The organism is Gimesia sp. (assembly GCF_040219335.1).
Lineage (GTDB): Bacteria > Planctomycetota > Planctomycetia > Planctomycetales > Planctomycetaceae > Gimesia.
In genome coordinates this window covers 21,798-44,700 of the sequence record NZ_JAVJSQ010000040.1, presented here as the reverse complement: position 1 = coordinate 44,700, position 22,903 = coordinate 21,798, and the positions used below count along the sequence as shown (strand labels likewise).

Annotated in this window: 17 protein-coding genes; 3 read left to right on the top strand and 14 right to left on the bottom strand. The window is 53.5% G+C overall.

The features are described 5' to 3' along the window. Positions 1 to 157: 157 nt before the first annotated feature. The 7 genes from RID21_RS28500 to RID21_RS28470 form a co-directional block, all read right to left on the bottom strand. Positions 158 to 928: a hypothetical protein gene (locus RID21_RS28500; protein ID WP_350194895.1), complete on the bottom strand. Its 771-nt coding sequence runs from the start codon at positions 926 to 928 to the stop codon at positions 158 to 160. 58 nt (positions 929 to 986) lie between these two features. After that, complete coding sequence (locus tag RID21_RS28495; RefSeq protein ID WP_350194893.1) at positions 987 to 1,727, bottom strand: hypothetical protein; 741 nt, start codon at positions 1,725 to 1,727, stop codon at positions 987 to 989. Positions 1,728 to 1,871: 144 nt separating this feature from the next. Then, positions 1,872 to 2,624: a hypothetical protein gene (locus tag RID21_RS28490; RefSeq protein ID WP_350194891.1), complete on the bottom strand. Its 753-nt coding sequence runs from the start codon at positions 2,622 to 2,624 to the stop codon at positions 1,872 to 1,874. 59 nt (positions 2,625 to 2,683) lie between these two features. Then, positions 2,684 to 3,361: a hypothetical protein gene (locus tag RID21_RS28485; protein ID WP_350194889.1), complete on the bottom strand. Its 678-nt coding sequence runs from the start codon at positions 3,359 to 3,361 to the stop codon at positions 2,684 to 2,686. Between the two features lie 349 nt (positions 3,362 to 3,710). Next, the gene (locus tag RID21_RS28480) at positions 3,711 to 7,196 is read right to left on the bottom strand and encodes a PVC-type heme-binding CxxCH protein (RefSeq protein ID WP_350194887.1); all 3,486 of its coding nucleotides are present in this window, start codon (positions 7,194 to 7,196) and stop codon (positions 3,711 to 3,713) included. Between the two features lie 66 nt (positions 7,197 to 7,262). Next, entirely contained in the window at positions 7,263 to 8,174 is a 912-nt protein-coding gene (locus RID21_RS28475) for an SGNH/GDSL hydrolase family protein (protein ID WP_350194885.1), read from the bottom strand. A gap of 173 nt (positions 8,175 to 8,347) precedes the next feature. Continuing rightward, positions 8,348 to 9,520: a serine/threonine-protein kinase gene (locus RID21_RS28470; RefSeq protein WP_350194883.1), complete on the bottom strand. Its 1,173-nt coding sequence runs from the start codon at positions 9,518 to 9,520 to the stop codon at positions 8,348 to 8,350. Positions 9,521 to 9,872: 352 nt separating this feature from the next. On the opposite strand from RID21_RS28470, the gene RID21_RS28465 reads away from it, so the two are divergent. Beyond that, a complete protein-coding gene (locus RID21_RS28465) occupies positions 9,873 to 10,283 on the top strand; it encodes a hypothetical protein (RefSeq protein ID WP_350194881.1) in 411 nt (136 codons plus the stop codon). A gap of 16 nt (positions 10,284 to 10,299) precedes the next feature. Here RID21_RS28465 and RID21_RS28460 read toward each other — a convergent pair whose 3' ends face one another. From RID21_RS28460 to RID21_RS28440, 5 genes are all read right to left on the bottom strand, one after another. Further along, positions 10,300 to 12,297, bottom strand: a complete 1,998-nt coding sequence (locus tag RID21_RS28460) for an ATP-dependent DNA helicase (RefSeq protein WP_350194879.1) — start codon at positions 12,295 to 12,297, stop codon at positions 10,300 to 10,302. Positions 12,298 to 12,357: 60 nt separating this feature from the next. Continuing rightward, on the bottom strand, positions 12,358 to 14,079 hold the full coding sequence (locus RID21_RS28455) for a SpoIIE family protein phosphatase (RefSeq protein ID WP_350194877.1): 1,722 nt from the start codon (positions 14,077 to 14,079) through the stop codon (positions 12,358 to 12,360). Positions 14,080 to 14,274: 195 nt separating this feature from the next. Further along, entirely contained in the window at positions 14,275 to 15,978 is a 1,704-nt protein-coding gene (locus RID21_RS28450) for a serine/threonine protein kinase (RefSeq protein WP_350194875.1), read from the bottom strand. Between the two features lie 161 nt (positions 15,979 to 16,139). Further along, positions 16,140 to 17,255 carry a pyridoxal phosphate-dependent aminotransferase gene (locus tag RID21_RS28445; protein WP_350194873.1) on the bottom strand — a complete coding sequence of 372 codons (1,116 nt, stop codon included), beginning with the start codon at positions 17,253 to 17,255 and terminating at the stop codon, positions 16,140 to 16,142. Between the two features lie 99 nt (positions 17,256 to 17,354). Then, on the bottom strand, positions 17,355 to 17,894 hold the full coding sequence (locus RID21_RS28440; RefSeq protein WP_350194871.1) for an NUDIX hydrolase: 540 nt from the start codon (positions 17,892 to 17,894) through the stop codon (positions 17,355 to 17,357). A 410-nt stretch (positions 17,895 to 18,304) separates the two neighbouring features. Here RID21_RS28440 and RID21_RS28435 point away from each other — a divergent pair, with 410 nt between their 5' ends. Further along, on the top strand, positions 18,305 to 20,023 hold the full coding sequence (locus RID21_RS28435; protein WP_350194869.1) for an SMP-30/gluconolactonase/LRE family protein: 1,719 nt from the start codon (positions 18,305 to 18,307) through the stop codon (positions 20,021 to 20,023). 37 nt (positions 20,024 to 20,060) lie between these two features. Here RID21_RS28435 and RID21_RS28430 read toward each other — a convergent pair whose 3' ends face one another. Beyond that, on the bottom strand, positions 20,061 to 20,552 hold the full coding sequence (locus tag RID21_RS28430) for a hypothetical protein (RefSeq protein ID WP_350194867.1): 492 nt from the start codon (positions 20,550 to 20,552) through the stop codon (positions 20,061 to 20,063). 298 nt (positions 20,553 to 20,850) lie between these two features. On the opposite strand from RID21_RS28430, the gene RID21_RS28425 reads away from it, so the two are divergent. Then, positions 20,851 to 21,534, top strand: a complete 684-nt coding sequence (locus tag RID21_RS28425; protein WP_350194865.1) for a uracil-DNA glycosylase — start codon at positions 20,851 to 20,853, stop codon at positions 21,532 to 21,534. A gap of 12 nt (positions 21,535 to 21,546) precedes the next feature. Here the strand turns inward: RID21_RS28425 and RID21_RS28420 are convergent, their stop codons facing one another. Continuing rightward, entirely contained in the window at positions 21,547 to 22,416 is an 870-nt protein-coding gene (locus RID21_RS28420) for a formyltetrahydrofolate deformylase (protein ID WP_350194863.1), read from the bottom strand. Positions 22,417 to 22,903: the final 487 nt, after the last annotated feature.

Below are 22,903 nucleotides of genomic sequence, written 5' to 3'. Positions count from 1 at the left end.
ATGCCCCCTTTGAAATCAGGTTGACTTAAGATCAGATAGAATCCAGGTATCAGGAACACCCCTTCGCACAGATACGGTACATAATAACACACCTCAACGGCAAGCATAAAATAGGAAATACACGAGTTTTTGAAAAAGCGCTACATCCTACTGTGCTCTACTCCAAACGCTCCAGAGCCGGTGGTGCTGCCATACGGAAACTGTCCTCGAAAGAATTCTGGCTGTCGTCAATCAAAGCTCCCACCTCTTTGTCCTTGCACTTACATGGCGCTGGCGGAACGCCCGGTTTTGTATCATCCGGACAATCTCCACATTTTCCCAGATATTCTTCCACAAAGCAGTTCACCTCTTCTTCCCAGTGAGGCCGGGCCAGATCGAATCGCTGACAGGCGATGATTGATTTTTCAAATTTGAGATTGGGAATATCAGTTTCTGCAGTTACAACCCTACTGGAGGAAATGATACCAGCATCAGTAAATCCTTTCTGGACAGTCCCCAATGCAGTGGTAACCTGCTTCATCGTCTCTTCTTCCACTTTTGCCTGAATTGTCTTGAAGTACTGATCTTTGTCGAACGTGATCCCGTTATCCCCCGAAGAGCCAAGCGTTAAGGAACCACCTGCAGGTCGGGCAAAGTCGACGAGAAAGACTTTATCGGTATAGGTCAATTCAGAGTTCACCTCGTATTGTGGGGGGGAAAACGATTGTAGTCTCACGCCATCAGTACCTCGAATCAATACCTGCTGTTCATAGATGGATACCATGACATGGCTCGGGACTTTCATCTTTACCGGAATACCCTTGGCTTTCCGATTGAAACAATCCACAAATAGCGAATCGTTATCCAGTCTTCCCAGAGAAATAGTACGAAATGAGGTACATCCCGTATGCAGTAATATCAATAGAATGATCGTTGTCAAAAAACGCATTCGTGACTCCTTCACTTAATTTTGGTATTCCATAAATCCATGCATTGGCAGAGCTGGGTTAGCGGCAGGTGACAGTCCTGGGACAGTCCGGATCGCAGCTCTTTTTGTTAACATAGGTATCTAGAAAATTCATGACATCATCTTCAAAATGCTCTGAATTCAGATCAAAACGGGAGAAAGCAATTACCCGCGTTGTTTCAATGATCTCAAGATCCAGATCCGGGTTGTTTCCGCCTCCAATCGCTGACACCTTTACAGCCGGAGGTGAAAAGGCCTTAATCATGCTTAGTGAAGAAACCAGCAACTCGGCTGACCGTTTAATGGTCTGGTCATTGCTTTTGTAATTCAGTCCTGCCAGATACCCTCGGCCGCTTTCTTGATATTCTTTTTCTTTACCCGCTTCTCGATCTGCTGTGTCTAAGTCATCATGCTGAAACGAAAAACCATAGTAATTACTGACATTGTTGGCATCAGTCGAAAGAGGACCTCCAGCTGGACGCACAGGATCGACAAGAAAAACCTTTTCGGTGTTCTTGACATCATGATCGATCGTTCTTGTGGCACGGCAATTCTTTAAGGGAATCATTTCCGTATCTTCAACAGTCCAGAAAGTCTTCTCCCTGACAGTCAGTTCGATATGCGAGGGAACCCTGAGAGAAACCGGAATTCCTTTCAGATGTTTATCCGGGTTTGCTACAAGAGTATCATCTTCCAGTCGATCGTAAGCAGTTGTCTTGATTGAACTGCATCCTGCCGCCACTGTGATCAACAGCATTATTAAAGGTATCCAGTAACGCATCGAGATCTCCATTTCCCGTGAATTATATCTGACGTGAATTCTTTCACCTGAGACTGACAATAACTCAAGCTGTATGTCAGTAGAGTGAATCAAAAGAATGTTCAAACTTACCTGGTCAACTTATTCATATGCCTCAAATCAGAGTCAGTTCAATTGTTTTAGTTTTGGTGGTAGAAGCTGATCGAACTCGTCAGCAGTCTGGTCCGACAAAGTACTGACCTTCCCCGTAGCGGGCAGGGGGCAAGTCCCGCATTTGCCCAGATATTTATTGACAAAACAGTTCAGTTCCACTTCCCAGTCAGGACGGGCCAGATCGAACCTCTGATAAGCTACGATCGAATCTTCAAAGTGAAGATTACTGATTCCATTCTTTGGTGGGTTCACCACCCTGGCTGACACGCTTTTCCCTGTAGCACCAGATTTTTTGGTCAGACTTCCCGGAATCCCTGCAATCTCATCGATTGCCTTGGTAACCTGTTCCATAGTCTGTTCTTTGACTTCCGCCTGAAAGGCTTTAAAATACTGTTCATCATCAAAGGAAACATTATCTTCCTGTCCGGCCCCCGACAGTGACAGGGAACCACCGGCTGGTCTTACAAAATCGACCAGGAAGACTTTGTCTGTATAAGCAAGATCGGTTTTCACTTCGTACTGAGGAGGGGAAAACGACTGCAGCTTAACACCATTCTCTCCTCGAATCAGAACCTGTTGTTCATAAATTGTTACAGTGACATGTGAAGGCACCTTCATCTTTACCGGGATCCCTTTGGCTTTCCTACTGAAACAGTCTACAAAAAGCGAATCATTATCCAGCCGGCCTAGTGAAATAGTGTGAAATGATGTGCAACTTGAGTTAAAGAAAATCAGCATTAACACCAAAAATAACATTAAACGCATTAGTGACTCCTTCACTATCGAGAGAACCCGATTACCCCTGAATTATTCGTTCCCGTTCTCTATTTCTGACAGGTGTTCGTCACCGGACATTCTGGATCACAGGATCTATCATTGAGATGTTGATTTAGAAACCCCATTACATCTTCTTCAAAATATTCTGAGTTGATGTCGAACTGAGACCAGGCAATCACCCGAGTTGTTTCAAGGACATCTAACCGTTTAACCTCATCGTTACCTTTTCCAAATGCAGACGCTGTCTGTCCACCCGCAGTTGGTTTAGCAAAAGCATTAACAAAGCCGATTGATTTCGCGAGCAACGTGGCTGAGTCCGAAATGGTGGTGTCAGTAATTTCATAGTTCAGGCCCTCCAAGTGACCACTACCAGACTCTACTCCACCTTTGAATGTGAATCCAAAACCGCTGCTTCCCGATCCGGGACGCACTGGGTCCACAAGAAAGATCTTTTCGGTATACTGAACCTTAGGGATCACATCCCGAGTGGCGCGGCAGGTCGTAACCGGAATCAACTCAGATCCCTCTACGCGCCAGAAGGTTTTTTCTTCAATCGTCAGCTTGAGATGGGTGGGAACTTTGAGCGTGACCGGCACGCCTTTGAGATGCCGGTCCGGGTTGGCGATGAGCGTGTCATCTTCCAGTCGATCGTAGGCGGTTGTCTTGATCGAACCGCAGCCGGTGCTCAGTGCAAGCAACAGCGCAGCCGTGATGCAGCAGCGCATAGAGACCTCCGTTTCTCTAATTGATTGAATAAAATACTCATAAGTGGGAGATATCAGAGAATCCCCACAGTTATCACAATCAGTATCGGAGGAGTGATATTTTTTTCAGTACTACACCTGCGGGATGGAGCAGATTTTCACCCAACACATCAAAGTGTACAGACACAACTGGCAGGACTGATATAACCGGACTCTTGCCGCCCACCCGCTCTAATAACAGCAACTAACAGCAGGATCGGGACTTAAAAGCCTTAGTTCACGGCGCAGCTACCCTGACCGCATTTGCCATCATTTGGAATGGTAATCTAAAAGAAGTGCGGGGATCGATTGGATCCCCTTCATAAAGAACTCACTTCCCGCCCACAATCTGCACCTGTGCCGGAGAGTCTTTCGCGTCCTCGACCTCCAGTCGCAGTACATCTCGTTCGGGCAGCAGTTCGACCGCAAACGTCAGAGTATTGATGCCCTTCTGGAGTTCGACTTCGGTTTTCGGCTGGAGGGCAACCGGCTTTTCCCCGATCCACAGCTTCAATCCATCGACCGAGTTGAACTTCAGAACCGCTTTGCCGGCCTTTGTGGCATCCAGTTCGCAGCGCAGAAACGCGGCGCCGCTGGCCCGCTTTGAAACGCGCAGTCGGCCGATCTCTTCCAGCTGGTCGAGGGGCAGATTCCCATCTACGCGGCTGTAAGCCGGCTCCCAGACAAACGCCGGGTTGTCGGTTGCCGCGGTGGCATGCCGCGTTCTGCGGATCGCGTTCATTGCTTCGGGTGTATTCTTCATCACCCGCCAGCGACGCACCACGCGATCTTTGCCAATCGTATACGCGTCTGTTTTGCCCAGTTCCGACAGGAAACGCACCAGGTCCACCAGTTCCTGACGCGTCAGCTTGTCCAGAAGGCCCACGGGCATCAATGACGCTGCTGGCGTTTCATCGTCGATCTGATCCAGGGGAACGTTCATCAGGTTGTCGTTGGCATCCCGCAGTACCAGCCGGCTGTCGGTCCGTCGCACCAGGACGCCCGAGTGGACCTTCCCCTGCACGGTGACGACCGTCACCGCATTGTAATTCTCTTTGACCGCTTTATTCGGATCGAGCAGTGAATCGACGATATAATCCGGCTGAGAACTTCCCCCCAGGCTGATGATATCGGGACCGACCTTACCGCCGGCACCACCAATCGCGTGACATTTCAGACAAGACAGATTCTCGCGGCGGAAGATCGCTTCCCCGCGCTGCGGATTTCCGCTGGTCCGTACTTCCTTGATCAGTTGCGCCATCTCTTCCGGAGAGAGCTTGACCGGCTGCGGTGCCCCACTGCTGGACAGCCCCCCTGCAGTGGCAATCGCTTTCTCCAGATTCGGGTTCCCCCGACCGGACGACTGCACCAGACGGCTCAGTTGAATCGCAGCATCTTTGGAGATCGTTTTTCCTTTCAGTGCATTCACCAGAATGCCCACGCCTCCCTTCCGCTGCAGAAAGATATTCGCCACAGTTGACAGCTGCGCGGGAGCAGCATCGCCGTTCATCAGGCTCACTGCCTGCGCTGCGGCCTGTTTCACGTTCACTTCGGCCAGTGCCGCGATAGCAGCAATCCGCAGATCCACCGAGGGATCGTTCTGACTCAGATTAAGTAACAGCGTCTGGTTTTCCTTGCCTCCCAGGCGTGCCAGCGCGAACAGACTCGTGTTGCGGAGCCCGGCCTCCGTTTTCCCCGATTCAGCCAGTTCCCGAATTGGTGTCTGCAATGATTCGATCTTCCACAGACCGGCACAATCGATGGCTGCCTGCTGCACGGCAGGATTTTTCGAACCAAACAGCTGCTGCAGTTCTCCGAGATTCCCCGCAGGGCGGACTTTTCGGGTCTGAAATGCCTGAGCCAGTGCCCGCAGGATGGCTGCCTGCTGAGCCGGTTTCGTTTTCGCATCCAAGGCGTGGGCAAACAGCTGCTGCAGGTCCTTATCATTCCCGAATTTCGCCATCAGGTTCAGACTGCTCTGCAGCTGACTGTCCGGCATCTGCCCCTCTTGTATCAGCTTTGTGATCACCGGAGTTACTTCGGGAGAATTGATCGCCGTCAGGGCAAACGTCAGCTTCCGCGGATCCTTCTGCAGACCGGATTTCCCTTCCAGTACCTGAGGCAGCCAGATCTCACGTGTCTCGCGCGTGGTCAGCCAGAGTGCATAATCCAGAAATTCATCCATAGGAAGATCGAGCGCCTGGTAGGCAGCGTTGAGCACACCGGGCTGATCGTAGACTGACAGCGCCCGCACGGCTTCCAGCCTGACCCGGGGATGCTTGTCATTCGCCAGGGACGCGATCAAAGCGTAGATGTCAGGCACTTCGTCTTTCCATTCCTTAGCCACACGAACTGCGGCTGCCCGGGCACGTCCGTCTTTCGCCTGCAGACAGGCCTTGAGCAACTCAGGCTGCGGGCTGCTGATGCACTCGGCAACCCAGAGCCCTTCCAGACGATTGTGTTCATACTGAGGGTCCTGTGGATCGAGTTGGCTCAACCAGGTTTTGAGTTCCCCTTCGACTTTCGCACGCCCCCGTTCTCGCAGCACATTCTTGGCATTCTGACGGGTCCACTCTTCCGGTGCTTTAAGATATTCCAGCAGTTCCTGAGTGGAGGCGCCTACCAGGTTCGGACGGGGCAGCGTCGGTTTGCCTTTGTAAGTCACGCGCCAGATACGACCATGCGTATGGTCGCGACGTGGATCGCGGAAGTCGACTTCACCATGTTGAATGATCGGGTTGTACCAGTCGGCAATGTAGATCGCGCCGTCGGGTCCCATCTTGACGTCAATCGGACGGAACGCGACGTGATCGGTTTTAATCAGCTCGACCTGTTCACGGGAGACATAGCCCGATTCACTTTCCGTGACGACAAACCGGCAGACGCGATGCCCGCGGAAGTCGTTGGTGATCATATTCCCTTGCCAGTCCTCGGGGAGGTGGCGCCCACTCAGAATTTCCAGGCCACAATGTTTGGGACTGCCTGGATTGAGACCTTTCAGAATTCGATCCATGCCGACCGCCGTCACGAACGCAGCGCCGGGAAACGTGTAGTTGATCCCTTCACCATAGGCACCGTCGGTACAGAACGACTGCCCCCAGCGATCAAAGTGATGTCCCCAGCTGTTGAGCATCCCCCGCATGACCACTTCCAGATCCATCGACTCGGGGCGGTACTTCCAGATACCGCCACCATTGAGGCGACGCACACCGTAAGGGGTTTCAATATGACTGTGAATATAAATCGACTGATTGAAGTACAGGTGTCCGCCCGGTCCCCAGCGGAGGGTGTGCACAATGTGGTGTGTATCCTCGGTGCCGAAACCGGTCAGCTCGGTTTTGCGGACATCCGCCTTGCCGTCTCCGTCCGTGTCTTTCAGATGCAGCAGTTCGGTGCTGTTGCCGACATAAGCACCGCCGTCGCCCGGCATCACGGCCGTGGGAATCAGCAGACCGTCGGCGAATACCGTCGTCTTATCTGCAACGCCGTCTCCATCCTTATCTTCAACGACCAGAATCTTGTCGTTGGCCTTTTCACCCGGTTTGATATGCGGATAAATTTCCGATGATGCAATCCAGAGCCGTCCCTGTGGGTCAAAGTTCATCTGAATCGGTTTGGCGATCTGCGGATCGGCAGCATACAGGTTCACTTCGAACCCTTCCGCGACTTTGAACGACTTGCGTTCCAGTTCCGGATCGGGAGGCGGGATATCGGTCAGATCCCGCTGGGCCCAGGCGAGGGAACCGGTTAACAGGGTCAGCAGACAGGCAAAACAGACGACAATGCGAGGCAGAAATAGTGCGGCTGAATTTATCACAGAAACGATCCTTTAGAGATCAGATGAATCAAGTAAGAATAAACAGAAGACAGGGAACTCAAGCAGCTATTGCTCAGAGACCAGACTGTGTATCTCCGCTTCATTCTTCTCAATCAGAGGAATGAACTGTGGCAGTTCTTTGGCATTCTGACCCTGCTCATGTTTGCGGAATCCCAGCAGATAAGTAATGTTCTGCGGACGCCAGTTGTAGAAATACTGACGGTTCTTCTCAAAGGTTAAATCACGCACCTGCTGATCGACGTCACGCGTGAGTGTGACAGGCTGTAATCCCAGGTCGGCCGCAATGATCTCGGCTGCCTTCTGGTAACCCGCATCCGTCAGGTGAATACTGTTCGTCGTCCACTTCAGTCCCGGATCACCGGCAGGTTCGGGAATCAACTGATTGTACAGATCGACAAAATAATAATTGCCTTTGTGAGCGATCTGCTGCAGCGCATCGGCATATAGCTTGAGATCCCGATTGTGTTCCGCGGGATCGGGCAGTGGTGCTCCCTGGTTTTCGTAACGATGGGGAGAGACGACGAGAATCTTCGCTTCTGTGGACTTCAGATCGGTCAGCAGTTTATGCAGCTGATTTTCAAAAGCCGGCAACCCCTTTTCACCGGCGAACGCTTCATTGCCGCCATAACCCAGCACGATCAATGTTGGTTTGAGCTCTTCAATCTGCTTGATCATCCGCTGATAACCGACAGCCGGGGGATCAAAGATGCCGCGTGAATCGGCCCAGACCGTGTCACCACTCCAGCCCAGGTTCCGGAAGGAGAGTTTCGCTTCCGGAAAGCTGCGTAGAAATACGCTTTCCCAGCGGCCGAATTTCTGAGCCCGTTCGATCATCGTATTGCCCAGGAAGATCACACGATCACCCGATTTCAGTTTCAGTGGGGGCGGGGCTGCATCTGCCACTTGTGTTATCAGGCAGATACAGAGGAGCAGGCAGGGAATGAGTCGCTGTTTCACGGAGTACCTCGATCGATGCTAAGGGGTCAATATATTTATTACGTTAAAATAGCAGCATCCGCGGGGTACGGCAAATCAGGAATCTCGAATTTTAAACGGGATTCTGCAATCTCAGAGCAGCTGAGAGAGGGATCTTTTATTAGCTTTGTAAATTATCAGCAGCAATTCTGCATTCAGGATTTGAGTGAAAAATCCGGATCATCGTCACCATCCCAGGCGCGAGTGGTGAACACAGTCGTACCGGGATCGGCGGCCGGTTGAGTCGATTCGAAATAATCGGTTTCGACTTCTTCGATCCAGAGCCGCAGTTCGTTTTCATAGTCGCTCGGCAGATCACTTTTCACCAGCAGCCGATGAAATTCTGCGGCACCATCTTCTCCCAGTTCTGCTGCCTCCGCACTGGGAAACCGTTCCGCAGGATCGGGATGCACGAGGCGGTGAATGAGCTTCATCAAAGGTTCACTCAACGCGAACTCTTCCGCAGGAAACCATTGGGGCAACTGCTGCAGAATATTCTGTTTCGCTTTGACCAGTTGAGCGTACTTGAGATTCGCAAACGGCTGAAAGCCGGTGATGACTTCAATCAGAATGTACCCCAGGCTGGCCAGATCGGATTGCGCAGTCGCCCGATTCCCGGAGAGAACCTCGGGAGCGGCATACGTAGGCGTACAGGCATGGTTCGCCGGGAGGTTGTTCAAATCGATGGCGGATCCGATGTCGATGATCTTGGCGTTCCCACTCCGTTTGAGCATGATGTTCGCCGGTTTCATATCGCAGTGAATAATTTCATTGCGATGCAGAGCAGCGAGTGCGGCCAGACACTCGCGGAGAATAGCCACCGCCACTCCCGGCTTGAGGCGCGGCTGCTGCACACCACGGGTGAAGACATTGTTATTCAATGTCCTCCAGCGGCGGCGGGTAACCTGTTCCCGAATCTGTTTGAATGTGGCGGGAGTGAGCAGGCTCCGCAGGTCGTAGCCATCGACCCACTCCATTTCCATGATATATATTTCGTTGCGTTTCACGAAGTTCTGCACGGCAACCAGGTGATTCTCCTGGACGCGTGCCACGCGTGCTGCAACCTGCGACAGTCGCGCCATTTCGCTCTGATAGGCAGTACAGTCGGCATACCGTTTGGGCGAGAAGAGCTTGAGTGCCACCGGAATGCTGAACCCGTCTGCACCTTCCCGTGCGCTCAGATAAACGACACCCTGTCCGCCAATCCCCAGGCAGCGTGAGAACTGACGCTGGTTCCGCCACTCGAGACAATTATTGTCGAGTAACTGTCGATACTGTTTCTCCAGTTCAGAGATCGTTGCGGATTTTGCAGAATCTTGATCGGTCAATGGAAATCCAGATAGTCAGAGAAAGGAGGGCTTTCCCGTTTCCTCATGATGAGGGAAAACGTCCACAGTGAACTAAACCCTGATTGTAGTCGGTCACTGATTATTTGATATCGCCAAAAAATAGTTTTCTGACGAGGAATAAAAAAAATGTTGCTTTTTAGATTCGAACTGATAAACAATAGAGGTGCAGGGAACATTGAAATCATGTTGGTTTCGGTACTGTCGCCGCGCATGAGGCATCAATCTCTGATTGAACATTGTGACTGACAGGAAACCCACGACCGGGTTCAAACTGCTGCTGAAACCGGTTCTCGATTTCAACCGTTTTAAGAATTGTTCAAGGAGCAGGACAATGATTGCGACAATAAAAAACACCTTAACCCCGCAATCGATCTCACAAATCATTGAAGATGTCAGCACTCCCCTGGAGACCGGTGACGGATGCTGGAAAGTGGAGTACCACAAACGCATCCTGTTTTTAATCGTCGATGAGATCCACGACCGCGTTCGTATCATGACGCCGATTATCAAAGAAGAGGATCTGGACGAAGAGGACCTCTGGGACGTAATGGAAGCCAATTTCGACCGTTCCCTCGACGCGCGTTACGCCATCGGCGACGGTGTGCTCTGGTCCCTGTTCCTGCATCCCCTGACCGACCTGAGTCGCAACCTGTTTATGGAGGGACTGGACCAGGTGGTCACCCTCGCCAATAACTTCGGCGGTTCCTTCTGCAGCAGCGATATCGTCTTCGGCTCAGATTAACAAACCGCCGCCGCGCTCAGTCATCCCGGTCGATAATCACGGTGCAATCCGGGAGGCTCTCCAGAAACTTCTGACCATAACGCTTGGTCCGCACCCGCGGGTCCAGAATCACGACCTGCCCCTGATCGTTGGCAGTCCGAATCAGACGGCCGAAGCCCTGCTTCAGCTTAATAATCGCTTCCGGAATCTGATAATCCATGAACGGATTGCCTCCTCGATTCCGAATCGCTTCAACCCGGGCTTCCAACAAAGGATGATCGGGCACGCTGAAAGGCAGCTTGGTGATAATCACATTGGTCAACGCATCGCCGGGCACGTCGATCCCCTGCCAGAAACTGTCGGTCCCGAACAACACGCCACGGGGATTATTGCGGAACCGCTCCAGCATCAGGGAACGAGGCAATCCTTCCCCCTGCAGATACAAGGCCAGGTTGTGATCCTGCAACCAGCTTGAAATCTGGTCGGCACAATTCTTCATCATCTTGTAGCTGGTAAACAACGCGAAGGCGTGGCCATCGGTCTGTTCGAGATACTGTTTCAGTTTCTCAGTCACCGCACGCTCATACTCCGCCGGCGCTTCCCCGGGATCCGGCATCGGATCGGGCAGGATCAGTCGCACCTGCTCCCGGTAATCAAAGGGGCTTCCCAGCTTCAGTTCCTCACATTGATTGAGCCCCAGCCGTGATCGGGTAAAACTGAAATCCTGATCGCCGACCGCCAGGGTGGCACTGGTTAGAATCACTGTCTGAGCCTGGTTGAACAGTTCATCCCGCAACACCGGTCCCACGTCGATGGGCGCATTGACCATCTTGATACGCTGGTTACGTCCACGAGAGACTTCTACCCAGTAGACCGAATCGGCGTCGGCCTGCTGCGTGAGCCAGCTCTGTAAACCATCGCCCAGCGCGGAACAGCGTTCGGCGGCAGACTGCAATTCGATCTTTTCTTCTTCGCTGTTCAAACGGAATGCGTATTCTGAAATCTGGGCGGCCAGCAGCTTCATTTCATGAGTGACTGTATTTTCGACCGGCGGCAACTGGCGAATGCGACGGTTGGCCAGCCCCTGTCGGGACTGCCACTCCAGCAGATGATCGAACAGGTCCTCGACCATGAACCGCAGCCGCATCACGTGCTGCTGGCAGTCGACCAGGTTGTGATGCATCAACAGGCCCTTCTGGGTCCGGTCGTTATACAGCTTGCTGAACAGGTAATCGAACTGACTGTTGGTAATCGAAAGCCCCAGGTGGTCCCCCGCCACTGCTTCGATGGTGTGGGCTTCGTCCAGAATTACCGTATCGTAATCAGGGAGAATACTGCTCCCCTCCCGGCGGATCGCCAGGTCTGAGAAAAACAGGGCATGATTCACCACCAGCACATCCGCATTCCAGACGCGGCGGCGGGCCCGGTAATAAAAGCACTCATTGTAAGTCGCACACCGTTTGCCCAGGCAGTTGCCGTGTTCGCTCTGAATCTCATCCCAGATTTTGGGATGCGGACGAAAATCCAGGTCAGACCGGCTGCCGTCGTTTGTCTTGCGGGACCACTGCGCGATCTGATCGAGCTGACTCAGTTCTTCTTCATTCGAGAACGTATTCCCGGCCCGCTCGACGGTCCCTTTCAGTCGACGCAGGCTGATGTAATTCGACCGCCCCTTTACCAGCACCGCAGAGAATTCTACCGGGAGCACGGCGTTCAGGAACGGGATATCGCGATTGATCAACTGTTCCTGCAGACTGATCGTATTGGTAGAGACAATCAGTCGTTTACGGTCTTTGCCCGTACGGGTCTCGTTCTGTCTGCAGGTCTCCAGGATCGCCGGCACGAGATATGCGAAACTTTTGCCCACCCCGGTTCCCGCTTCCACCAGCAGGTGATGCTTCTCTTCCATCGCCCGTACGACGGCTTCGGCCATCTCCAGTTGCTCGGGACGTTCCTCGTAATGGTCGAGCCGCCGGGCAACTTTGCCGTCCTTGCCGAGAATGGATAATACATCAGTAGTCAAAGCGGGCCTCATCCGGTGAGTGGTTGAACATAAGAGCGGAACATCCTGTTGGTGCGTGGCTCTGTCTCTGTTTTATGATTTGCGGCGGAAGCAGACAACGCACATGTCGTCCTTCTGCATCGAGTCCTTGCGGAACGACTCCACATCCGAGAGCAGTCCCTTAACGAGGGGTTCGACTTCTTCAGGCGCTGATTTGAGATACTTGACCAGTCGATCCCGGTGATAGAGACGGTTCTTCTGGTCCATGGCCTCGGTCACACCATCGGTATACAACAGGAGTGTATCCCCTTTTTCCAGCGTGATCGTTTCCACATGGAACGTCTGTGTCTTCATCACGCCCAGCGGCATGCCTGACTTTTCCTGAGCCACCTGCTTCACGGTTCCGTCAGAAGTCCGTCTCAACAACGGCGCCATATGACCGGCGTTGACAATTGAAACCGTATGTTTTTTCGGATCCAGCACCGCCAGGATGAATGTAATGAACCGCAGGCCCACACCACTGGAAGCGATTTCTGCATTCAGTTCGGCCAGTGCCTTGTCCGCTGCAGTTCGGGATAGCACATGATAGCGGGCCGAGGCATACAGGCGGGCCATCAGAATGGCTGCCGGAACCCCCTTGCCTGCGACATCCCCCAGCGTCACCGCCAGCTTTCCGCCGGGCAGCTCGATGTAGTCGAAGTAATCACCGCCGACACTCTGGGCTGATTCGTAAAAATCAAAGAACTCGTATTCTTTGTACTTCGGACGGCTGTGCGGCAGTAACCCCAGTTGGATCTGGTGGGCGAACTCCAGGTCCCGCTCGATGTCCCGCTGCCGAACCAGGTCTTCGTGCAGCTTCGCATTATCGACGGCGAGGCTCGCCTGCTGGGCAATCGCCACCATGACGTCCAGATCGTCCTTGTTGAACTGCTGACCGATATCGCGAGTCGCGATTTGAATCACGCCGAGCACATCCCCTGCCTGTGACATCAAGGGCACGCACATCATGGAACGGATGCGGAGTGACGTGATGCTCTCGCTCATCTTGAAGCGATCGTCTTCGACCGCGTCTGCACTCAAGATGGCCGAACCGCTCATAATCGCCTGACGGACAATCGTGGTACTGATGCGAATCGAATCTTCGTCTTCGCGACGACGGGCCTTTGTTGCTTTAACAATCAGCTTTTTGCGTTCCGGACTCTGCAGCATGATGAAGCCCTGGTCCGCCTGGGCAAATATCTTGAACAGACCGTCCAGGATACGCGGCAGTACGTCGTCCAGTTTCAAAGCCCGGCTGAGAATCTGGCTGATCTCCAGCACCGCGTGCAGCTTGACTTCGGGTTTAACGCTGATCCGCAGCTGACTGCTCGTATTCAGATCCAGCTGACTGATGATCGAGGACCCGTCGAGAACGCCTTCCGTCGTGCCATCATCGAGGGCCAGCTGCTGGTTTTCTTTCAGCGACCGATTGGTGACTTCCAGCGTCTGCTGGATCGCCGAATCGATAAAATCGGGGGACGGTTCATAATCGACGAGGAACTGCATCTGGATATCGCAGATGCTGATCGTATCGTTCTCGTGCAGTTCGGTCCGACCTTCGATGACCGTGCCGTTGAGCAGAGTGCCGTTGCGGCTGTGCAGGTCTTCCAGGTAGTAGAAACCGTGGCTTTCCAGAATCTGGGCGTGGTAGCGGCTGACGGCGACATTATCGAGGACGATCTCACAATTGGGATGTCGCCCCATTATCACCCGTTCTCCGCTCAGCTCGATGATCTGTTCGGGAACTTTCCCTTTGAGTATCTGTAAAATCGCCACAGCTGTGCCCGACTCTGCTGAAATAGAACTGGTATTCTGGGTTGGTTGGAGCAGGAAATCCGAACCGGATTCGTGCTCAAACGTTGGTTGATCTGCATTATAGAGTATCTGTCCAGAAATGACATCTCTACGGGAAACCGGATCGTCCGGTAATTAAAGATCCTTTCCGAAATGGGCGAGCGCAACGAGTCTGACTCAGGGATTGAGCAGTTCTTCACCTTCGTTATTCATCTGTTCGAACAGCTTCCGGTAATCATCATTCTGGGTAACGCCGGGAGCACTCTGGTTGCGAGTCAGGGTCAGATAAGCAATCTCAAACATTTCCCGGTCCAGATCATCCAGATGATCGCGAACGTGATTTTCCCAGGTGTTTTGTGAGTTGATGGGGTTCCCTTCCAGACTTTCCAGAGCCATCAGTCCGGCGTAGCCATTCGTCTGATAACGGGCCTGACCGGATGCCACCAGTTCCTCAAAAATCGGCCGGGCTTCGGCATACCGTCCCCCCTTGAGCATTAACAGCCCCAGTCGAATCTGTGCCAGAGGCTTGTAGATTTCATTCTCCGGGTAATACTCAATCACCGCTTTCCAGCCATCTTCGCTGTTGATGTTATCCTTCATCCGCATGGCCCGCAGATACTGCAGCATGGCGGAGGCCTCTTTACCAATCGCCACCGCAGAACCACTGGCCTGGCCCTCAGCATTAACAACTGGCGCGTCCAGGGGATTCCCGGGGCGATTCACCCAGCCCACGGCGGCGGCAACGCCTCCCAGACAGAGTGAAGCCAGCACAAACGCGGCAATTTGTTTCTGTAACCCCTGATTTCCCTGGAACGGCAGTCGGGACCGCCAGTCGCGTGTTTCGCTGCTGGAGGACTGCTCCGGAATCTTGCGGATTTCCTGCATCAGCTCGGTGGCGTTGGCCGGACGTTTGTTCGGATCTTTCTCCATCATGCGATGCACGAGATCGCAGAGCTCTTCCGGCAGGTCGGGTCGGCGCTTCTTCAGTGATGGGGCTGCTTCATTCAGATGCTTCACGGCGATCGAAAGGGCCGTTTCCCCGTGAAAGGGGGGCCGTCCACAGATCAAATGGTAACAGGTCACACCCAGCGAATAGATATCGCTCCGCTGGTCGAGAGCCTTGCCGTTGACCTGCTCCGGACTCATATACAGCGGCGTCCCCATTGTAGTGCCGACCTGGGTCAGATGGACCCGCTCTTCAGACTGGGCAATCTGGGCCAGCCCGAAATCGGCCACCTTGATCAGCTTGCGGGACGTGATCATGATGTTCTCGGGTTTGATATCCCGATGCACGATCCCCTTCTCTGCAGCGGCATGCAGGGCCGCCGTCACCTGTCGCATGATTTTAAGGATCAGCGCACAATCGGGGGGGGCGTTGCGGGCCAGATATTCCTTGAGATTGCTCCCCCGCACGTATTCCTGGGCAATATAATGCGTTCCCTCGAAATCGCCCGTCATATAAACCTGGACGATATTCGGGTGGGTGAGCCCCGCGGCCGCTTTTGCCTCGCGTTCGAAACGCCTGATGTGGGTCTCATCACTCATCAGTTCGCTGTGCATCACCTTGATGGCGGCTTCGCGTTTCAGCGAGACCTGTTCAGCCAGATACACGGTGGCCATTCCCCCCTGTCCGAGGCGACGCAGGATTTTGAAATCACCCAGCTGCCTGCCAACAAGATTGACCGATTCAGTCTGCTTTTTACCCGTTTGAGGCGTCGTCCCCGGTTGATAAACCGTGTCCTCACTCAGATCGGAGTCATCCAGGCGCGCAAGCGGAGCGGATTCCCCTCCCTGCAGTTCAGCAGAGCGGGGAGAAGACTTTTCGCGTGCGGATCCGGCGGGAGCCCCAGGACCGTTTTTCTGCGGTTGATCGGAAGGCATAAGTCGTTGTCAGGCAGTATCGTAAGTCTATTCGGAAGGGAATGAGAGTCTCACACTCTCTCCATGATAGAGGTGATACCCTTTCAGGTATAGAGAAAGTTTTTATTTGTACAAAAAAACTTCCCCCGGCCCTGACAACGACCTGTTTCCGGTCGGATGATTCAGCCCTTGCGGTCTGCCAGCCGATTCAGAATTTCCGCCCCGGCTTCCAGAACCGGATTTTCCTGGGCATAGGAGATCCGGAAATGTGTATCCTGATTACTGAACACATTACCCGGTATGATCAGCAGGTTGTTCTTGATCGCTTCGGTGCAGAATTCGGTCCCCGTTCCCCATGGAGCTTTGACGAACATATAGAACGCCCCCTGGGCACCGGCGATTTCGAACCGGTCCGAGAGCAGATCCAGCATCAGGTCCCGCTTTTCCTTATATTCTTCCACGCGTCCCGAGATGTCGTAGTCCAGCGCCGCCAGACCAGCCCACTGCACCGGATGCGGGGCACAGACGAACGTGTATTGCTGCAGCTTGATCATCTGCTGCGTCACGGCTTTGGGACCATGCACGAAGCCCAGCCGATGGCCGGTCATCGAATGCGACTTACTCATCCCGTCGATTACGATCACCTTCTCATTATAAGCAGCCGGGCTCACGAACGGATCGTCATAACAGAAGGAACGATAGATCTCGTCGCTGACCAGCGCGATGTTTTTTTCCGCCGCCAATTCCGCCAGGGCCCGCACTTCTTCTTCCGAGGCCACGTGCCCGGTCGGATTGCTCGGACTGTTAAACAGGATCAGCTTCGTCTTGTCGGTGATCGCAGCCCGGACTTTTTCCACGTCGATCCTGAAATCCGGGTAAGTCTCCACAAACACCGGTTTGCCCCCCACCACGCGGGTCAGATGCGTATACATCACGAAGTAAGGATCGAACACGATGACTTCATCGCCCGGATTGACCAGGGCATTCAACACCAGCATCAATGCACCGCTGGTGCCGCTGGAAATAAAGACCTGGCGATCCTCGTGATGATACATCTCATCTACCCGCGTCTGGATCTTTTCGATCAGCGGGGCGATCCCCTGTGTCTGGCTGTAAGCATTTTTCCCATCCCGGACTGCCTGGCAGAGCGCGTCTTTGATCTCATCAGGAGTATCAAAGTGGGGCTGCCCGATGCTCAGGTTGATCGGATTTTTCATGTTCGCCGCCAGGTCAAACACCTTGCGAATTCCGGAGGCGTCAATCAGGTGCATCCGGTCGGCTATCCATTCTTCACTCATGGGAGTCTCATTCTATGATTAAAAAGCGGATTCAAGAGGAGCTGTAATGTTGGTCCGTCGCCATTATAGCTCATTTGTCTTGAGAATATAGCAAACGGCTCAGGTAGTCGTCGGCACATGTTTGGAGAGAAAATACAGGCCTGCGTAAATTCGGGCATCGAGCAGACAGCCGCGTGCTTCTGCCGCTTTGAGCCAGTCTTCGACTTCCGCGAACGGCACGGAATGCACGGTGATATTCTCCGATTCATCGCCGCCTCCCTCTGCGACCTGCTCCAGATCGAGGGCCAGGAAAAAATGAACCGCTTCATCGGTCAGGCCGGCCGAAGAGACTGTCGAACCGAGTGACATGATTCGCCCCGCTGCATAACCGGTCTCTTCTTCCAGTTCCCGGAGTGCCGCGGTTTCCAGCAGTTCGTCTTCCTGACCTGCGATGTCCCCCGCCAGTCCCGCCGGGAATTCAATCACCGGGGAATTCACGGGAGGACGAAACTGTTCGACCAGAATCACCCGGTAATCCCGGGTCAACGGGAACAGGCAGACCACTCCTGACGCATTGGCACGTTGCACAAATTCCCAGCGTCCCCGCTTGATCAACCTCAAAAAACGGGTTTCGATCAAAGTCTGGTCGGTCTCACTCATGCTGATTTGTTCTTTCTGCTCTCCAGCCTGAATCTCTGTGAACACGCGCGGGTTTCTTGAGGGGAACCCGAGCATTCTCATGGATAACGATTGATCTGTTTCCTCAAATTTCTGAGAATAAACAGACTCACGTTGATTCCAGTATACCAATCCCGAGGTACCTGTTTGATGCTCAACAGACGACAAAGGTTCGCTTCCCTGTGCCGGCCGTGTATGCTCCCGATTGTAATTGTAGGAGTCGCGCCTGCTTTTTTCCACAGTCCCGCAACCCGGGGCTGATCCGGACAGGAAGCCTGGTCCCACGGCGCATCGCTGACAGGGACTGGTGACCATTGCGTCTCGTCTGACCATCAATCCACTTCCGCCAGCCAGGAACCTCAATCCGTTTCACTTTCGATCAGGAAACATCTATGAAACAGTTCGCCCTTGCCCTGCTCTCTGTACTTTTCGTGCAGATCACGCTCTCTGCTGAAGAATCTGTCATCGATACGTCGTCCCCGCTGGAGACGATTGCGACCGAATTCGAACTCGCCGATGGTCCTGCCTGGGATGGACGCGGCACACTGTACTTCCCCGATGTTAAAGCAGGCAAGCTGTATCGCTACCAGCCCCGCACCGGTAAAGTCCAGGTCTTCCTGAACGACGCCGGCCGGATCAGTGCCAGCTTTTATGATCATGGCAAACTCTACCTCTCAGATAACGGCAACAGCCAGATCTCAGTTCTGGAAGGCAAACAGAAAAAACGCATCAATGGTCAGCCGAATGATGTCAAGCCGCCCCGTCGTCCGAACGATCTGGTCGTCGATCAGACCGGGGGAATCTACTACACTCTCACCGGCCCGGGTGAAGTCATCTGGATTTCACCGGAAGGCAAACAGTCGGTCGCCATTAAAGAGATCAAAACGCCTAACGGAATCACCCTCTCTCCCGATGGTCAGACACTCTATGTCGCTGCATACGTCCCCAAAGAGATCTGGGCTTACGAGGTAACGAAGCCGGGCGAAGTCAAAAACGGACGCCTGTTTGCCAAAATGGACGATGGCCCCGACAAGGGAGCCGACGGGATGACCATCGACCGCGCCGGGAACGTCTACTGCGCCGGTGCTGCCGACATCTGGATCTGGAATCCTGAGGGCAAACTGCTCGGAAAAATTCACACGCCCACCCGCCCCATCAACTGCACTTTCGGCGATCAGGACATGCGGTCGCTCTACATCACCGGCTTTGGTGGACTCTATCGTCAGCGCATGAACGCCTATGGCTGCATGCCCGAACCGGAAGTTTCGGCCAATAGCGGTAACCGCCCCTCCACGGTCGTACCAGATTCAGTCACGCCTCACTTGAATGTTGTCTACGGTCAGGCTGGACCGCGCAAGCTGCTCGCAGATATTTTTGTACCCCAGACCGGTAAAGGTCCTTTCCCGGCAGTCGTTGTCGTACACGGCGGCGGCTGGCTCAACGGTGATAAAACCAAGTTCCGGGCCCTGGCGATCGCCCTGGCTGAACGGGGTTATGTCACGATGGCCGTCGGTTATCGACTGGGACATGAAGCAAAGTTCCCCGCCGGAATTCAGGACTGTAACGCTGCCGTCCGTTTTCTCAGAGCGGAAGCCGCTAAGTACCACGTCAATCCTCAGCAGATCGGTGCCGTCGGCGGTTCCGCAGGCGGACATCTGGTCGGGCTGATGGCAGCGGCCCCACACGTCAAAGCGCTCCAGGGTGATGCCGGCTATGCTGACCGGTCTTCTCAATTACAGGCCGCCATCGTGATGGCAGGGCCGATGATGATGGCCTCCGGTTCGGTCGCCGAACGTTCGCGCAAGGACCCAAAGAAATCCAATTCCAATCAGTGGCTGGGCAAAACGATTGATGAAGCACCCGAGCTTTACGAACTCAGCGATGCCTACCTGCATCTTTCCCGGCAGACGCCACCACTGCTGTTTATGACCGGGGAATTTGACAACCCCGAACGCAACGCCCCCTCACGGGTAAAGCTCAAAACAGCCGGGGTTCCGACAGGCATTAAGGTCTACCCCAAGGGTAAGCACGGCTGCTGGAACCAGCTTCCCTGGTTTAATGACATGGTCGCCGATATGGACCAGTTCTTCCAGCAGCATCTGCAGCAGTAATCAATTCGAGCGAATAGAAGGAGAGAACAGGTAAACGTTATTTGTTCTCTTCTTCATCGTCTTCGTCGAATTCATACTCATCATCGGCAAAGTCGAACTCGCTGTCAGCCGCATCGTCGAATTCACTGTCACTGAAGTCGTCCAGTTCGTCGACTTCCATATCATCGCCTGAGGCCATCAGGTCATCGTCGTCATCAGCGAATTCGTCTGCTTCAAACTCGTCTGAGATTTCGGCTCCGGAATCAGGTACCAGATCTTCGTCGTCTCCGTCTTCATCAACCAGATCCGACTCTTCCTCGTCCTTCGCCTTGTTTTTCGACTTACCTGCCCCCTTGGGTCCGAAGATCAGGGCACCCACGGGCATCAGCGTCAGCATGGCACTCATCAGCAGTGTCAGGCCGGCCACTCCCAGCAATGTTGTCGACATGGCTTCCGCATGATTCAGAAATGCCATCACCAGCATGTACGTTAACAAAGCACCGGGAATTGCGGCTATCAATGACATCAAAGGGAGTTGAAGTTTCGACACAATCGCTGTTCCTGAAAGGGGCATATTCAAATGCAGAAAATCAAACGCGCCGTACCCGCCACTGTCTGATACAGGCAGGCACCGCACTGTGATACTATCGTAAAGAGGCTTTCCACGGTTTTTCAAGCCTCGATTTTAAAATGTTCTCTTTAAATATAGAGTCCCGTTTGACGGCATTACCCGTTTACTGCTATTGATGATCTATCGCTGCCGCATTTGATCGTTGCGGCGGGAATAATCAGTACGATCCCCCTAACCTGTACCAGAACCATTGATCAGCAGTCAGACGAGAAGCCGGATGTCAAAAACCAAGTGGAACCAGTTAAACCGGAATATCACCAATTGCGACCTCTGCGATCGTCTGCGGACCCATTGTCTGAAAATCGCGGCTGAAAAACGGAAAGCATTTCTCGACTGGGACTACTGGGGCAAACCGGTCCCCAATTTTGGTGATTCACAGGCCGAACTGCTGATTGTCGGCCTGGCCCCCGCAGCCCATGGTGCCAACCGGACCGGCCGCATGTTTACCGGCGATCGCAGTGGGGACTGGCTATACCGCGCCCTGCATAAAGCTGGCTTTGCGACGCAGCCCGAAGCGGTCAGCAGTGATGACGGACTGGAACTGATCAACTGCGCGATCACCGCCACCTGCCACTGTGCACCTCCCGCAAATAAACCGACGCGCGAAGAGATTGAAAACTGTCACCCCTGGCTGGAAGAGACAGTCGACATGCTACCCGTCAAAGTCTTTCTCGCTCTGGGACAGATCGGCTGGAAAGCGGTCCTCGACTTCAAAAAACGCCAGGACAGACTGCCGGGCAAACGACCTGCCTTCGGACACGGAGCCGCGTATCAGTTTCCTGACGGTCACTGGCTCGTTGGCAGTTATCATCCCAGCCAGCAGAATACGTTTACCGGCCGACTCACAGAGCCGATGTTTGACGACGTTTTCAAACTGGTCAAATCAAAACTGAAAGACTGAACGTAACCTTCCTCAGTTTTTCCCAGCCATCCCCACGACGCGATGAAAGTGCAGTTCCACCTCGCGATCCACGACCCGGCGAACTCCTTCGACCAGGCACTCGGGCTCATGTTCGGTCTCTCCGATCCGCTTGATCTCTTTCAGCGAAGTTCCCGGTGCTACCGTAAACGCGTTCTGATGAATGATCTGATTGCCCGCATCCAGTTCCGGAATGATGAAATGAATCGTGGCCCCAAAGGTCAGCATATGATGGCTGAAAGCATCTTCATAAGGTTGAAACCCGGGATAGGACGGGAGCAGGCCGTGGTGCAGATTGATGATGCGGCCGCCGGCGAAACTCCAGCAGATCCCGGGGGGCAGTACCCGCATGTACCGGGCCAGGAGCACGTAGTCAACTTCGTATGAATCGAACAGCGACACCATCTGATCGTAGTTCGGGTTCCCCCGCTCGTCGCCGATGTTATGAAAGTCCAGTCCATGCTCAGTCGCCAGCGACTGGCAACGATCCCGGTTGCCGATGATCACTGCCGGCTCTGCCTGGATGACGCCGGACTTGATCGCTTCCAGAACCGCTGCAGCAGGCTCACTGCGATAAGTCGTACAGATCGCGATCCGGGGAGGACGATCGTGCTCGTCCCGCGCCCAGACGCGTAAGGTCAGCCCCTTCTGCGCACCGATCTGCATGATCCGTTCCCGGAGCACCGCGATCGGCTCCACATCAACGGGCCAGTCGATACGCAGCAGCATGGCAAACAGGCGTTCTGAATCATGGTCATACATCTGGATCTCATGAATATTGGCCCCCACACCGGTCACATAGTGCACGATGGGATCTGCTAATCCGCGATTGTCCGGCCCGACGGCTGTGATAGTAACTTGCATGACTCAAACTGCTTTCCTGAATTCCCGGTTTGTTCTGACTCCGACGTCAATCGTTAAAAACCTATCTTAAATGTATCCCACCGAGTGACTGCTCACCCCGATTTATCAAAGCCTGGCTTAAAAACGTCCTGTTGCTCCTGAAATCATATTCAATTTACGGTTTTGTCGGAATTCTGAAACACGATTTGTAAAGCCGTGTTCAGATCTCTTTACAAAAATCGCTGAGCTCAACACTTCGCCTGCTCAATCCCGTCTTTTAGCTCTTCCCCTAAACCTCGAATCGCTAATCAATTAGAGCATCCCCACTCCCAGGCAGCCCCTTCGATCCTCAAATCAGAAACATCTGGCACGATCTCTGCAATCGTTACAACCGGTAAAGAGGTCAAGTTCAGAATAACTGATTTCTTCCCTGTATCTGGATTTAGAACGAACCGGTAACAATCCAGGACTGGGATGCAGGCAGTTCCTGTCAGCAGATGCGATTCGA

Excerpts from the sequence above, each read along its gene's own strand:
- RID21_RS28465 (WP_350194881.1), top strand. The coding sequence starts at position 9,873 with ATGATTGCGACAATAAAAAACACCTTAACCCCGCAATCGATCTCACAA.
- RID21_RS28450 (WP_350194875.1), bottom strand. The coding sequence starts at position 15,978 with ATGCCTTCCGATCAACCGCAGAAAAACGGTCCTGGGGCTCCCGCCGGA.
- RID21_RS28445 (WP_350194873.1), bottom strand. The coding sequence starts at position 17,255 with ATGAGTGAAGAATGGATAGCCGACCGGATGCACCTGATTGACGCCTCC.
- RID21_RS28420 (WP_350194863.1), bottom strand. The coding sequence starts at position 22,416 with ATGCAAGTTACTATCACAGCCGTCGGGCCGGACAATCGCGGATTAGCA.
- RID21_RS28485 (WP_350194889.1), bottom strand. The coding sequence starts at position 3,361 with ATGCGCTGCTGCATCACGGCTGCGCTGTTGCTTGCACTGAGCACCGGC.
- RID21_RS28490 (WP_350194891.1), bottom strand. The coding sequence starts at position 2,624 with ATGCGTTTAATGTTATTTTTGGTGTTAATGCTGATTTTCTTTAACTCA.
- RID21_RS28440 (WP_350194871.1), bottom strand. The coding sequence starts at position 17,894 with ATGAGTGAGACCGACCAGACTTTGATCGAAACCCGTTTTTTGAGGTTG.
- RID21_RS28460 (WP_350194879.1), bottom strand. The coding sequence starts at position 12,297 with ATGAGGCCCGCTTTGACTACTGATGTATTATCCATTCTCGGCAAGGAC.
- RID21_RS28425 (WP_350194865.1), top strand. The coding sequence starts at position 20,851 with ATGTCAAAAACCAAGTGGAACCAGTTAAACCGGAATATCACCAATTGC.
- RID21_RS28435 (WP_350194869.1), top strand. The coding sequence starts at position 18,305 with ATGAAACAGTTCGCCCTTGCCCTGCTCTCTGTACTTTTCGTGCAGATC.
- RID21_RS28500 (WP_350194895.1), bottom strand. The coding sequence starts at position 928 with ATGCGTTTTTTGACAACGATCATTCTATTGATATTACTGCATACGGGA.
- RID21_RS28495 (WP_350194893.1), bottom strand. The coding sequence starts at position 1,727 with ATGCGTTACTGGATACCTTTAATAATGCTGTTGATCACAGTGGCGGCA.